Source organism: Actinospica durhamensis (assembly GCF_018139695.1).
In the GTDB taxonomy this organism is placed as follows: domain Bacteria; phylum Actinomycetota; class Actinomycetes; order Streptomycetales; family Catenulisporaceae; genus Actinospica; species Actinospica durhamensis.
Genome location: NZ_JAGSOG010000246.1, coordinates 1 through 13,303 on the forward strand (window position 1 = coordinate 1; position 13,303 = coordinate 13,303).

Here is a 13,303-nt window from a genome sequence, read left to right on the forward strand (position 1 = left end):
GTGGCGGGGCGTCGCCGGACGGCGGCGTTGATCTCCGGGACGCTGGCCGCCGGTCTTGTCGCGGGGGTCAGCCTGCTGGCCGCCACGCCGGCCACGGCGGCGACGGCGAATCTGTTGACCAATCCGGGATTCGAGTCCTCGCTCTCCGGGTGGAGTTGCGACACGGGGACGGCGGCGGTGGTCACCTCCCCGGTGCATTCGGGTTCTTACGCACTGGCGGGGACGCCGACGTCGTCGGACGACGCGCAGTGCACGCAGACGGTCTCGGTCCTCGCGAACACCTCGTACACGCTCTCGGGCTACGTCGAGGGATCGTACGTGTACATCGGGGTGACCGGCGGGACGGACACCTGGACGCCGAGTGCGACGAGTTACTCCCAGTTGAGCGTGACGTTCACGACCGGGGCGTCGCAGACCTCGGTGCAGGTGTACGTGCACGGGTGGTACGCGCAGCCGACCTACTATGCGGACGATCTGGCGCTGACCGGACCGGCCGGCGCGAGCACCTCCGCGTCGGCATCGGCGTCGGCCACGCCGTCTGCTTCGGCTTCCGCGTCGGCCTCGGCGAGTCCCTCCGCCTCGGCCAGCGCGTCGGCGTCTGCTTCGGCCTCCGCCTCGGCCAGCCCCACCAGCACCTCGACCGGCACCTCCGGCGCGTGGACCCACCCGGTCTACTGGATGCCGCTGGACAACGGCGCGTCGCCGATCGCGTCGGTCATCTCGGGGTCCGGGGAGACCGAGTACAACCTCTCCTTCGTGCTCGACTCCGGCGGCTGCACGCCGGCCTGGGACGGCGACGCGAGTGAGCCGGTCTCCTCCGACACGGCCGTGCTCGCGGACGTCAACGCGATCCGCGCGGCCGGGGGCGACGTCGCGGTGACCTTCGGCGGGTACAACGGGACCGAGCTCGGGACCACCTGCGGGTCGGCCTCGGCGCTGGCGGCGGCGTATCAGTCGGTGGTGACGAAGTACAAGCTCACCCACGTCGACTTCGACTACGAGAACGGCGCGCTCGACTCCAACACGGCGATCCGCTTCGGCGCCATCGCGATCCTGGAGCAGAACAACCCGAGCCTCAAGGTCTCGCTGACCATCCCGATGACGACGGTCGGCTTCCCGGGCACCGGCACCGACGAGATCCAGCAGGCCAAGGCGGACGGCGCGCGGCTGGACGTCGTCAACATCATGGACTTCGACACCGGCCTGACCTCGGGCACGGAGACCGCGCAGACCGAGACCATCGCCGACGACGCGATCACCCAGCTCGAGTCGATCTACGGGTGGAGCGCGGCGCAGGCCTGGTCGCACCTCGGCATCACCCTGATGAACGGGCACACCGACCAGCCCTCGGAGCTGTTCCTGCAGTCCGACTTCTCCAACCTGCTGGCCTTCGCCAAGGCCAACCACCCGTCGCTCTTCTCCTTCTGGTCGGCCAACCGCGACTTCCAGTGCCCGTCCGGAGCGGTCGAGCCGTGGGCGCCGGGCACCTGTTCGAACGTGACGCAGAACGCTTACGACTACACGAAGATCATCGTGCAGTACGGCGGCTGAGCGTACTGCGGCTGAGAGTACGACGGCTGAGCAGGCGATCTGAGCCGGGCTCAGCCAGGCTCACGCAAGCGCGCACGTCGTCGGGTCCGGCCAGCCGGTCGGGCCCGGCGGCGGGCGCGCGGCGGGCGCGCGCCGTCAGCGGTATGCGAGGCGTCGGCCGGTAGCCTTGCGGGTCATGGACACCGATCCCTGGCCCGTCATCGACCGGCTGGTCGCCTGGCTCGACGAGGGCAGCACGCTGCCGCCGGACACCAAGACCATCCTGCAGATCCTCAAGATCACCGAGGAGGCGGGGGAGGTCGCCGAGGCGCTCATCGGCGTCACCGGGCAGAATCCGCGCAAGGGGTTCTCGCACAGCTGGCAGGACGTCGAGCACGAGCTGTGCGACGTCATCATCACGGCCATGGTCGCGCTCACCCGGGTCAATCCGCGGGCGGCGACGGTGTTCGGCGAGCATCTGGCGGGCGTGGCGGAGCGGACCGTGCAGACGGGGAAGACGGGCCAGACGGGCACGGGTCAGACGGACCTCGGCCCGTCCGGTCCCGGCGGGCAGGCCGGGACGGAACGGGCCGAGGACTGATCGGGCCGAGAGAGAACCGCGGACTCAGCCGGTCGGGGTACAGCTCAGGCTACTGAGACTGCTGGGCGTGGTGCCGCCGCCGAGCAGTCCGAACGTGGTCGAGCCGCCGGGGGACAGGCTGCCGTTGTAGCTCAGGTTCGCGGCCGTGACGGCGGCGCCGGATTGGGACTCGGTGGCGTTCCAGATCTGGGTGATGGTCTGCGAGCCAGGCCACGAATACTTCACGGTCCAGCCGGTCAGTGAGCTCGATCCGCTGTCGGTGACGGTGAATCCGAGTTGGAATCCGCCGGACCAGGAGTTGGTCAGCGACCAGGTCGCGGTGCAGCCGGTGCCGGCGGAGCCGGTCGAGGTCGCGGACGCGGAGGCCGAGGGACTGGCGCTGGCCGAGGCGGACGCCGACGCCGAGGCGCTGGGGGAGGCGGACTTGGACGCGGAAGCGCTGGCCGAAGCGGAAGCGGAAGCCGACGCGGACGCGGAGGCCGAAGCCGACGCCGACGGACTCGCCACCCCGGTCGGCGCGGTGCCGCTGCCGCCGGAGAGCACGACCACGGATTCGGCCGGGACCGAGATCGAGGTGCCGCTCGCGGTGCCGGAGACGACGGTGGGGTTCGCCGCGTCGTAGGTGTACTCGGTCTCGGAGCTGCTGGTCAGGCCGAGGCTCGAGGTGGGGACCGAGTAGGCGTTGGACGGGTCGGCGTTGACCAGCATCACGTTGTAGCCGCCGGAGGACAGCTTCGAGTAGTAGGCGTAGATGTTCGGGGTGGGCACGATGAGCGTGCCGACCTTCGCCCCCTTGGCCGCGAGCAGCGAGGCCAGCTGGTAGCCGTAGTACGGCGGGTACGGGGTGTCCATGGCGGACTCGCCGGTGGTCGCGGAGGAGAACATGCCGAAGTCCGCGGTCGAGGTGCCGTAGTTGTGGGTGTCCCACCAGTCCACGCTCTGCGCGCCGTTCGACAGCCACTCCAGGGCGTTCGCGGCGGCGTACAGGGCGCCGACGGGCTCCTCGTTCCAGGCGTTCGCGGTCTGCGAGATGTTCGTCTCGCCCACGACGTAGTAGGCGCTCGGGTCATAGGTGGACAGGGCGGTGTGGATCTCGGCGGCGGCGGCCGGGATGTTGTCCACCGTGGCCATGATCGCCTGCACGTTCTCGGTGGGCAGGCCGTTGAACGGGTACCAGTGCACGTCGGCGCAGTTGATGTCGGCGGCGTCGGCCTGCAGGATCGTGTCGTTCCAGCTCTGCCAGTCCGTCGCGCCAGAGCCGGGGGCGAGGTTGCCGTCCATGCCGTAGTCGTAGCAGATCTGCGCGGTCGGATCGACGGCCTTCATCGCCTGCATGTAGGGCAGCGCGTTGCTCGCGTAGGACGCGGCGGTGTGCGGGTTGGCGTGGTTGTCGGTCTCCCAGGACCCGTACTCCTCGTTGCCGATCTCCCACAGCGACACGCCCTGGCCGGAGGTCTTGGACTGGGTGACCCAGGCGGCGGCGTCGGCGGCGGTGTCGGAGCCGTAGTTGACGGTGACGAACTTCTGCCCGCCGGAGATCGAGTCGACCTGGCTGGAGTACTGGGCGAAGTCGACCGGCTGCGCGGTGCCGTTGGCGGTGTTGGGCTGCCACAGGTACTCGTCCGCCCAGGAGCCGCCGGGGTAGCGGATCAGGCCCACGCTCGCGGAGTTGAGGTCGCTGGAGATGGCCGAGTCGGTGAAGTTGGTGTCCCAGGACGCGGTGTTGACGCCCAGCGGGTCGAGCGAGCCGCTCAGCACGGCGCCGGCCGAGCCCTCGCTGGGGCCGGCGCAGGCGATGGCCGGCGCCGGGTTGGAGGTGCCGTTGTAGTCGCCGTCGAAGCCGAAGGTGGTGCTCGCGCCGGGGGCCAGGCTGGCGTTGTCGCCGGAAAGGCCGGTGGCGGTCATCACGGTCCCGCTCTGCGTCACCTCGGAGCTGTAGGCGCTGCCCGCCACCAGGCTCTGCCCGGCGGAGAAGGTCATCGTCAGTGTCCACGTACTGATGGTGAACGAGGAGTTGTTGGTGACGGTCACCGTGGCGCCGAAGTCCGGCGGGGTGTTGGACGGGGTCTGCCAGCCGATGGAGTAGGCGGCGGAACAGGAGGCCCCGGTGTCCGCCGGTGCGCTCGGCGCGCTCAGCGCGACGGTGGCCACGGCGGTCGCCGTGGTCACCGCCATCGCGAGGGCCGGTGCGCTCCAGCGACGATGCGGGTGCGCGACGGATATGGGCATGGGTCTGCGGATCCTCTCGGCGGTAGCGGCGTTGCTTAACCGATTAAGTCGACGGCCTGGGAATCATGGCTTTGATAGACCGGTCGGTGGCAGCGACACTACCCCCGGTGAGGGGGGCGTCAAGGCGAAGGTACGGGCGCGTGCCCGGAGCGCGGGTGCGACGTGGCGGTTCACCGGCCGCGCGCGGGGGCGGACGGTGAAGCTTTCAGGGTGCGGGGCGGCGGGCGGCGGCAGCAGGGTGGAGCCGACGCCGCCGTCTCCACCCCGGCGCCCGCGTGCGATACTGATCCGCTCATCGTGTTTCCTTGGTACTGGACGTGCGAGGTACGGACGGCGGGGCTCGGGCAGGCCGTCGGCCCCGGAGAAGAGAACGAGCGGGACATGCCGAACATCATGTGGACCTGGCAGCAGGCCGCCGCCGTCGGTGCGGTGATCGCGGCCGTGTTCGGCGTGCTGCGGCTGCGGGACGCGGCGCCGCGGGTGCGCCCGTTCCTGCGCGAGGCCGCGCTGATCATCTGGCTCTACGGGCTCTGGCAGCTGGTCGGGTCGATGACCGGGAGCGGGGACTACCGCGCGGTGACCCGGGGGCAGCGGATCTGGGACCTCGAGCGCGACGTGCACCTGCCCAGCGAGCACACGCTGCAGGGCTGGGTGCTGCCGCATCCGCTGCTGGTGCAGGCCGCGAACCTCTACTACGCGACCATGCACTTCACCGTCCTGATCGTCTTCCTCGTCTGGCTCTTCACCCGGCACCGCGAGGTGTACGGGCGCTGGCGGACGGTGTTGGCGCTGCTCACGGCCGCCTGCCTGCTGATCCAGTTCCTGCCGGTGGCCCCGCCGCGGATGATCCCGGGGACCGGCATGGCGGACACGGCGGTGCAGTACGGGCAGTCGGTGTACGGCGGGATCGGCGGGTTCCAGCCGGATCAGCTCTCCGCGATGCCCTCGGTGCACGTGGGCTGGGCGGTGCTGGTCGCGGTCGCGGTGTGCGCGGTGACCCGGTCGCGCTGGCGGTACCTGGCCGTGCTGCACGCCGCGGTGACCGTGTTCGTGGTGGTGGTCACCGGCAACCACTTCTGGGCCGACGGGATCGTCGCCTGCGCGCTGCTGCTGCTGGCGCTGGTGGTCGAGCACTTCGGGCGGCGGCTGGCGCGGCGCGTTGCGACCCGGCGTAAAGGCTTGCCCAATTCCGGACACGCCGTGCCGAGCCTCGTTGACGCGGCGTAATCGGTCCGAGAGCATGACGGCAGCTGCGCGGCTACCGACGGTACACGGTTCCTCCCTCCCACGGAGCGTCCATGCCCACTGCTGTGCATGTGCGCCGAGCCACCGCGCTCGGAGGCGCACTCCTGCTCGCCCTCACCGCCACCCTGGCCGCCGCCACCTCCGCGTCCGCGGCCGGCGCGCGCTACGTCTCACTCGGCGACTCCTACGTGGCCGGGCCGCTGATCCCGGTCCAGTCCGGCGGACTGTGCCTGCGCTCGTCCCAGAACTACCCGTCGCTCACCGCGGCGGCGCTGGGGCTGGGCCTGACCGACGCCAGCTGCTCGGGCGCGACCACGGCCGAGATGACCGCCGCCCAGACCGATGACGGCCTGACCGTCAACGCGCCGCAGCTGTCCGCGGTGACCTCCTCGACGTCGGTGGTCACGCTCGGCATCGGCGGCAACGACATCGGCTTCACCGGCATCATCGAGACCTGCGCCGAGGAGAGCCTGGCCAACCCCTTCGGCTCGCCGTGCACGGGCCACTACACCTCGGGCGGCACCGACCAACTCGCCGCCGACATCACCGCCACCGGGCCCAAGGTGGCCGCGGTGCTGGCCGAGATCCACCAACTCGCCCCGAATGCCAAGGTTTACGTGGTGGGTTATCCGGACATCCTGCCTGAGCACGGCTACGGCTGCTGGCCGCTCGTGCCGATCGCCTTCGGGGACGTCGGTTATCTGCGGCAGACCGAGAAGGAGCTCAACGCGATGCTCGCCGCCGAGGCCGCGGCGCACGGCGCCGTCTACGTGGACACCTACACGCCCACCGTCGGGCACGACGTGTGCCAGGCGGTGGGAACGAAGTGGATCGAAGGGCTGGTGCCGACTTCCCCGGCCGCGCCCTTCCATCCGAACGCACTCGGCGAGGCGGCCATGGCCCGGGCCCTGGAGAGCGCCATCGGCTGAGCCCGGGCCCGAATTCAGGGCTACGGCTCAGAGCCCGCACTCGCCCCAGACACGCCGGTGCCCCCGAGCCGACCGGATTCGGCCTTCGGGGGCACCGGTGTCCTACCGCACGATCAGGGCAGGACCTAGCCGGAGGTGACCGGCGAGCCGTTGATCGTGACGTCGACGAGGTCGAAGGTGTCGACGAACTCGAGCACGTTCGTCCCGGTCTGGTCGGTGACGGTGAACTGCTCGAGGGTCACCGTGCCGACGTGGTCCTCGGTGTAGCCGATGACGTCCCAGGACTGGGTGGCCTGGCCGACGGTCCAATACAGCAGGCTGATGTCGGTGACGTCCGGGTAGAACGTGCCGGTGTCGCCCTCGCCGTAGGTGTAGTCGATCAGCAGCGCGGGGCCGCCGATGACGGGGGCGTTCACCCGGTAGACGTTGCTGTCCTCGATGTAGCCGCCGCGCACCGAGTTGGTCTTGAGCCGGTGGCCGGCCTGCAGTTCGGTGCTGGACAGGACCAGGTCGCGGGCGTAGACGTGGGCGACGCCGCCGGTCATCTCGGAGCCGATGGTCACGCCGCCATGGCCGTTGGCGAACGCGGTGTTCTGGATCACCAGGTCGGTGCACGGGACGTTCACCCGGCGCCCGTCCGCGTTGCGGCCGGACTTGATCGCGATGCAGTCGTCGCCGGCCGAGATGGAGCAGTGGTCGATCAGCACGCGGGTGCACGACTCCGGGTCGCAGCCGTCGGTGTTGGGGCCGCTGGTCGGGCCGACCGTGACGCCCTCGACGATCACGTCCGTGGACAGCGTCGGGTGCAGGTGCCAGAAGGGCGAGTTGAGGAAGGTCACGCCCTGCAGCAGCACCCGCTCGCAGCCGTACGGCTCGATCATGGTGGGCGGCAGGTACGAGCCCTGACCCATGATGCGCTGGTCCACCGGCACGTCGTCGTCCGCGTAGGCCTGCAGCACGTTCCAGCCGGGCGTCTCCAGGGTCTTCCACGCCCACCAGTTGTCGGTGGACGCCTGGGCGTCGAGCGTGCCGTCCCCGGTGATCGCGATGTCGGTGGCCTGGAACGCGTAGACGTTGGGGGAGTAGTTGTAGCACTCGATGCCCTGCCACCGGGTGTAGACCAGCGGGTAGAGCGTGGGATCGGTGCTGAACAGCACGCTCACCCCGGCCGGGACGTGCAGCTCGATCCGGGAGTAGAGCCGGATCGGGCCGGTGGAGTAGGCCGCGCTGCCGGTGCCGCGGTGGGCCGGGAGCACGACCCGGCCGCCGCCGTGCCGGCTCGCCGCGCCGATCGCGGCGGCGATGGCGGCCGAGTCGTCGGTCACGCCGTCGCCGACCGCGCCGAAGTCGGTGACCGAGAAGTCGCGCCGGGGGATCCGGGGCCGGCGGATCCCGCGCACGATCCGGTCGGCGGCCCGGTCCTGCGGCAGGTCGCGCGGACCGGCCTGGTCGCCCACGCCGCGCCCGGCGAACCAGGCCAGCGGCGGGCGCTCGGCCGGGTCGAGGTCGAACTCGAAGTCGGAGCCGGACCGGCCGGCGGCACCGGTGTCGGCGTACGCCGGGGCGGCGGCGCCGAGGGCGGTGGCCGCGGCGCCGGCGGCCGCGGTGGCTTTCAGGAACTTGCGACGATCGAGGGGGGCAGACATCTTCGTCCGTTCCTTCCAAGGATGTCGGGGGAGGCGGGTCAGTCGCGCGAGCGCGCGACCAGCTGTGTGGGGTTGACGAATCTCAGCGCGATCACCAGCAGCACCAGCATGGAGCCGGTGTAGATCACCGCCATCGCGTCGATGCTCTGCGCGCTGCGGATGCCCGCGGAGAAGACCGCGGAGAACAGGCTCACCACCAGCGTCTGGCTGGTCGGGCCCGAGGTGAGGAAGGTGAGCTCGAACATGCCGAACGTGCGAACCAGCACCAGGATCCCGGCCGCGAGCATGCCCGGCAGCAGCAGCGGCGCGACGATCCGGCCGAGCACGCTGCGGGTGGGCGCGCCGCACATCCGGGCCGCCTGCTCGAGCCGCGGGTCGATCTGCTCGATGAACGGGGTCATCGTGTAGACCACGAACGGGATCGAGGGCACCAGGTTGGCCAGCACGACTCCGGTGAGCGAGCCGGCCAGGTGGAACTTGTAGAGCACGGTGGCCAGCGGGATGCCGTAGGCGATCGGCGGCACCAGGATCGGCAGCACGAACAGCAGCATCACCGCCCGCTTGCCCGGGAACGAGCGTCGGGCCAGCGCGTACGCGGCCGGCACGCCGAGCAGCAGGGACAGGCCCACCACCAGGAAGGTGATCTCGAAGGTGACCGTCATGACCTGGCCGAGGTCGAACTCGTTCCAGGCCGAGGAGTAGTTCGAGCTCGTATACCCGTTCGGGCTCCAGCCGTTGAACCAGGTGGTGCCGAACGAGTCGAGCACCACCGAGCCGATCACGCCGAGCACGTTGACCAGGAAGAAGACCACCAGCGCCCACACCAGCCAGGTGCCGGGCCGCAGGGTCAGGGCCTTGGTGCGCAACATCAGCCCTTGCCTCCCGTCGAGCCGCTGTAGAACAGGGCCCTGATTCCCATGGCGAGCGCGATCACGGCCAGCATCAGGCCGGTCATGATCATCGCGTCCGCGCAGCCCTGCGGATAGTCGAAGTTCTGCAGCGCCTGTTCGTACGCCTCGATCGAGATCACGTGCGTCTTGCCGTCCGGATCGCCGACCATCATGGCCGAGGGGAAGACGGAGAAGCCGAGCACGAAGGTCAGGCAGAAGGTGGTGAGCAGGCCGGGCAGCAGCAGCGGGAAGGTGACGAAGCGGAACCGCTGCCACCAGCCCGCCCCGAGGGTCGCGGCCGCCTTCTCCAGCGCCGGGTGGATGCCGGAGAGGTAGGAGTGGGTGAGCAGGAAGGCGAACGGGAACCCGCTGATGATCAGCGAGAACAGCACGCCCCAGTAGTCGTTGATGAGCTTCATCGGCGCGCCCGCGCTGACCAGGCCCAGCTTCTGCAGGGTCAGGTTGAACCAGCCGACCGGGCCGAAGAACTCCAGGATGCCCTCGGCCGTGAGCACGGTGCCGAGCGTGATCGGGACGACCAGCAGGGTCAGCAGCAGCCGCTTGCCGCGGAAGTCCCCGCGCATCCGGTAGGAGATCGGCACCGAGAGGCCCACGTTGATCAGGGAGCTGGGGATCGCCAGGCCGAAGGTGGTGGCGATGGTGCCGGAGGAGAACGAGTCGCCGAAGAAGGACCGGTAGGCGCCGAACACCCCGCCCTTGCTCGGCTGGAAGGAGAGCCCGAGCCCGTAGACGAACGGGTAGCAGAACAGCGCCGCGATCGCCACGATCCCGGGCAGCATCAGCAGCAGCGTCCGGTCGACGCCGTGCTCGGCCAGCCGGTGACGCAGCGCGGGCCGCGGCGGTGCGGCGGCGAGCGCGCTCATGTGCCGTCACCGCCGCCCGCGAACACCAGCGCCCGCCGCGGATCCACGGTCAGTGCCAGCCGGTCGCCGGTCGCCACCCGCTCGTCCGTGCGCAGGTGCACCCGTTGGCCGGTCCGGGTCAGCGCGTCGACCTGGAACTCCCGGCCGTGGTACTCCACGATCTCGGCCACCGCCTCGAACACCACGTCCGCGCCGTCGGCGGCGATCCGCAGGTCCTCCGGGCGGATCGCCACCCGCACCGGCGCTCCGACCGTGCACACCGGGCCGTCGTCGCGCTCGTCGGCGAGGGTGCCGACCAGCTTCACCCCGTCCCCGGCCACGGTGGCCCGGGTGCCGTCGAGCACCTCGGCGGTCAGTTCCAGGATGTTGCGATAGCCCATGAACGCCGCGACGTAGGCGCTGCGCGGCGACTCGTAGAGCTCGGCGGGGGTGCCGATCTGTGCGACCCGCCCGGCCCGCAGCACGACCAGGCGGTCGGCCAGGGACAGCGCCTCCTCCTGGTCGTGCGTGACGTAGAGGGTGGTCAGGCCGAACTCCTGGTGGATGCGCCGGATCTCGGCGCGCATGTCAAGGCGCAGCGCCGCGTCCAGGTTCGAGAGCGGCTCGTCCATCAGCACCAGCGGCGGTTCGAGCACGATCGCGCGGGCGATCGCGACGCGCTGCTGCTGGCCGCCGGAGAGCTGGCCGGGCAGCTTGTGCGCGTGCTCGGCCAGCCGGACCAGGTCGAGCACCGCGTTGACCCGGCGCTCGATCTCGGGCCTGGCCACCTTGCGCATGCGCAGTCCGAACGCGACGTTGCGGCGCACGCTCAGGTGCGGGAAGAGCGCGTAGTTCTGGAACACCATGCCGAAGCCGCGCTTCTCCGGCGGCAGGGTGTCGATCCTGCGGCCGTCGAGGTCGATCGAGCCGCCGGTCAGCGGGAGCAGGCCGGCGATCGAGTTGAGCGCGGTGGTCTTCCCGCAGCCGGACGGGCCGAGCAGCGCGATGAACTCACCGCCGTGCACCGTCAGCTCAAGCTCCGTCAGGGCCCGGTGGTCCCCGTAGGCGCGGGAGATGCCGTTGAGCTTCAGTTCGCTGATCATCTGTGGACTCACTTCGTGCTGCCGATGTTCTTGTCCCAGAGGTCGAACGCGGTGACCTGCGCGGTGGCCGGCAGGGAGTTCTTCATCGGGTACTCGGTCATCCAGGTGTCGAACTCGGGCACGCCGAACTCGGAGATGACCTGCTGCGAGGAGGCCGGCGCCTGGCTGATGCTCACGCCCTTGATCGCCGGGCCCGGGTAGAAGTAGCCGGCGTCGTAGGTCACGGCCTGGGCGCCGGGGGTGAGGATGTAGGCCAGCAGGTTCAGGTTCGCGATCAGCACGTCGTTGGACACGCCCTTGGGGATGACGCCGAACTGCGCGTCGGTGACCCAGGTGAAGGTCTGGAACTTGGCCACCTCGATGGCCTTGGGCACCGTGCCGATGGCGCGGCCGTTGATGTACCAGCCGGTGGTGGAGGCGATGATGTCCACCGTGCCGGCCGCGATGTTCTTCATCGTCGCGGTGGTGCCCGAGGGGTAGGTGTCGACGTACTTGTTCAGCTCGGTCAGGTAGGCCCAGGTCTTGGACCAGCCGTTGGTCGGGTCGGTCGGGTCCGAGTCGCCGAGCAGGTAGGGCAGGCCCATCAGCCAGGTGCGGCCCGGGCCGGAGTTGCGCGGCTGGGCGTACTGGTACTTGCCGGGGTTGGCCTTGGCCCAGGCCAGCAGGTCGTCGGTGGTGGCCGGCACGGTCTTGACCACGGCCGGGTTGTACTCGATCAGCGGGCCCGAGGGGTACCAGACGATCTCGATGCCCTGGTCCTGCGCGAGGCTGGCCATGCTCGCGGCGGCGGTCTGGTAGTTGGCCATCAGGTTCGGGAAGAACTGGCCGTAGTACGTCTTGAGGTCGATGTAGAGCCCGTCGGTGATGCCCGAGGCCAGGCCGTCCGTGCCGGTGAGCACCAGCGAGGTCTGCACGTTGCCGCCGGCCTGCTCGGCCTTGAGCTTCGCGGGCAGCTGCGGCGCGGTGCCGGTGGAGTAGGTGATGTTCGAGACGATCTGCGGGTGCGCCGCCTTGAACGCCTCGATCGCCGGCTTGGTCAGGGCCAGGTTGCCCGCCACGTCCAGGATGTTCAGGGTGACCGGGGCGGACGGGGTGGAGGCCAGGGTGGGCGCCGGGCTGTTGGCCGTGCTCGTGCCGGAACTCGGCGCGGAGCAGGAGGACAGCAGCGGCGCCGCCGCGACCGCGCCCGCGGCCAGGCCCACGGAGCCGAGCAGTGTGCGGCGGTTGATCTCGGGGATGCGCTGAGGGGACATGGTCTTTCCGCCTTCTACGTCGTCGTATCGGGAAAGGGGAGAGCTTCGGGTCGCGCCGGGCCGAGCGCACGGGCCGGGCGCGTGGGGGTGCCGAGGTGCACGGGTGCCGAGAGGAGAACGGGGGTGCGCGACGCGCGGTGCGTCAGTGCGGGTCGGGCAGGGGGTTGTGCCCCGCCCTGGCCAGGAAGTCGAAGTCACAGCCCTGATCGGCCTGGGTGACCCGGGACTGGTAGAGCGCGCCGTAGCCGCGCTCGAACGGGGGCCGCGGCGGCTGCCAGGCCGCGCGGCGCCGCTCGAGCTCCTCGTGCGCGACCTCGAGGGTCAGCGCGCGGGCGGCGACGTCGAGCGTGATCAGGTCGCCGGTGCGCACCAGCGCGAGCGGGCCGCCGACGTGCGACTCGGGGGCGAGGTGCAGCACGCAGGTGCCGTAGCTCGTCCCGCTCATCCGCGCGTCGGAGATGCGCACCAGGTCCGTGACACCCGCCTCGAGCAGGTACTTCGGGATCGGCAGCATCCCGTACTCCGGCATGCCCGGGCCGCCGATCGGGCCCGCGCCGCGCAGCACCAGCACCGTCTCGGCCGTCACCGCGTGCACCGGATCGTCGATCCCGGCGCGCAGTTCGGCGTAGGAGTCGAAGACCACGGCGGGCCCGGTGTGCTTGAGCAGGCTCGGCTTCTGCGAGGCGATGTACTTGATCACCGCGCCGTCCGGGCACAGGTTCCCGCGCAGCACGGCGATGCCGCCGTCCGCGCTGAAGGGCTCGGTGACCGGGCGGATCACCTCGGGCCGGTGCACCGTGGCGCCGGACCAGTGCTCGCCGACCGTGCCGCCGGCCGCGCTGGGCCGGTCCGGGTGCAGCGCGCCCGGGATCCGGGCGAGCTCGGCCAGGAAGGCCTGCAGGCCGCCGGCGTAGTAGAAGTCCTCCATCAGGAACCTGCCGGAGGGGCGCAGGTCCGCGAGCACCGGGACCTCGCGGGAGATCGCGTCGAAGTCGTCCAGGGTGAAGCCCACCC

Annotated in this window: 11 protein-coding genes; 4 read left to right on the plus strand and 7 right to left on the minus strand. The window is 70.6% G+C overall.

Annotated elements, in window-relative coordinates:
* Together KDL01_RS32140 and KDL01_RS32145 are read left to right on the plus strand one after the other, a co-directional pair.
* Positions 1-1,551, plus strand: a 1,551-nt coding sequence (locus KDL01_RS32140; protein ID WP_246577303.1) for a carbohydrate binding domain-containing protein, incomplete at its 5' end; no start/stop codon positions are given.
* A gap of 175 nt (positions 1,552-1,726) precedes the next feature.
* Positions 1,727-2,131: a MazG-like family protein gene (locus KDL01_RS32145; RefSeq protein WP_212532434.1), complete on the plus strand. Its 405-nt coding sequence runs from the start codon at positions 1,727-1,729 to the stop codon at positions 2,129-2,131.
* 24 nt (positions 2,132-2,155) lie between these two features.
* Here the strand turns inward: KDL01_RS32145 and KDL01_RS32150 are convergent, their stop codons facing one another.
* Positions 2,156-4,360, minus strand: coding sequence for a cellulose binding domain-containing protein (locus KDL01_RS32150; RefSeq protein WP_212532435.1), 2,205 nt, complete (start codon positions 4,358-4,360; stop codon positions 2,156-2,158).
* Positions 4,361-4,741: 381 nt separating this feature from the next.
* Between KDL01_RS32150 and KDL01_RS32155 the strand changes: the two genes are divergently transcribed.
* Entirely contained in the window at positions 4,742-5,587 is an 846-nt protein-coding gene (locus KDL01_RS32155; RefSeq protein ID WP_212532436.1) for a phosphatase PAP2 family protein, read from the plus strand.
* 71 nt (positions 5,588-5,658) lie between these two features.
* Positions 5,659-6,534 (plus strand): SGNH/GDSL hydrolase family protein, encoded by an 876-nt coding sequence (locus KDL01_RS32160; RefSeq protein WP_212532437.1) that lies wholly within the window; start codon positions 5,659-5,661, stop codon positions 6,532-6,534.
* A 125-nt stretch (positions 6,535-6,659) separates the two neighbouring features.
* Here the strand turns inward: KDL01_RS32160 and KDL01_RS32165 are convergent, their stop codons facing one another.
* The 6 genes from KDL01_RS32165 to KDL01_RS32190 form a co-directional block, all read right to left on the minus strand.
* Positions 6,660-8,180 (minus strand): glycoside hydrolase family 28 protein, encoded by a 1,521-nt coding sequence (locus KDL01_RS32165; RefSeq protein ID WP_212532438.1) that lies wholly within the window; start codon positions 8,178-8,180, stop codon positions 6,660-6,662.
* A 38-nt stretch (positions 8,181-8,218) separates the two neighbouring features.
* Entirely contained in the window at positions 8,219-9,049 is an 831-nt protein-coding gene (locus KDL01_RS32170) for an ABC transporter permease (RefSeq protein WP_212532439.1), read from the minus strand.
* Positions 9,049-9,954, minus strand: a complete 906-nt coding sequence (locus tag KDL01_RS32175; RefSeq protein WP_212532440.1) for an ABC transporter permease — start codon at positions 9,952-9,954, stop codon at positions 9,049-9,051. The genes KDL01_RS32170 and KDL01_RS32175 overlap by 1 nt, the downstream gene beginning before the upstream one ends.
* Entirely contained in the window at positions 9,951-11,036 is a 1,086-nt protein-coding gene (locus tag KDL01_RS32180) for an ABC transporter ATP-binding protein (RefSeq protein WP_212532441.1), read from the minus strand. Before KDL01_RS32180 ends, KDL01_RS32175 begins: the two co-directional genes overlap by 4 nt.
* 8 nt (positions 11,037-11,044) lie before the next feature.
* Entirely contained in the window at positions 11,045-12,289 is a 1,245-nt protein-coding gene (locus tag KDL01_RS32185) for an extracellular solute-binding protein (protein WP_212532442.1), read from the minus strand.
* A 142-nt stretch (positions 12,290-12,431) separates the two neighbouring features.
* Positions 12,432-13,303: dihydroxy-acid dehydratase domain-containing protein (locus tag KDL01_RS32190; RefSeq protein WP_212532443.1), on the minus strand; the 872-nt coding region annotated here is incomplete at its 5' end.

Bases quoted from the DNA above. Each gene is read 5' to 3' on its own strand.
- KDL01_RS32145 (WP_212532434.1), top strand. From the start codon at position 1,727: ATGGACACCGATCCCTGGCCCGTCATCGACCGGCTGGTCGCCTGGCTC.
- KDL01_RS32150 (WP_212532435.1), bottom strand. From the start codon at position 4,360: ATGCCCATATCCGTCGCGCACCCGCATCGTCGCTGGAGCGCACCGGCC.
- KDL01_RS32155 (WP_212532436.1), top strand. From the start codon at position 4,742: ATGCCGAACATCATGTGGACCTGGCAGCAGGCCGCCGCCGTCGGTGCG.
- KDL01_RS32160 (WP_212532437.1), top strand. From the start codon at position 5,659: ATGCCCACTGCTGTGCATGTGCGCCGAGCCACCGCGCTCGGAGGCGCA.
- KDL01_RS32165 (WP_212532438.1), bottom strand. From the start codon at position 8,180: ATGTCTGCCCCCCTCGATCGTCGCAAGTTCCTGAAAGCCACCGCGGCC.
- KDL01_RS32170 (WP_212532439.1), bottom strand. From the start codon at position 9,049: ATGTTGCGCACCAAGGCCCTGACCCTGCGGCCCGGCACCTGGCTGGTG.
- KDL01_RS32175 (WP_212532440.1), bottom strand. From the start codon at position 9,954: ATGAGCGCGCTCGCCGCCGCACCGCCGCGGCCCGCGCTGCGTCACCGG.
- KDL01_RS32180 (WP_212532441.1), bottom strand. From the start codon at position 11,036: ATGATCAGCGAACTGAAGCTCAACGGCATCTCCCGCGCCTACGGGGAC.
- KDL01_RS32185 (WP_212532442.1), bottom strand. From the start codon at position 12,289: ATGTCCCCTCAGCGCATCCCCGAGATCAACCGCCGCACACTGCTCGGC.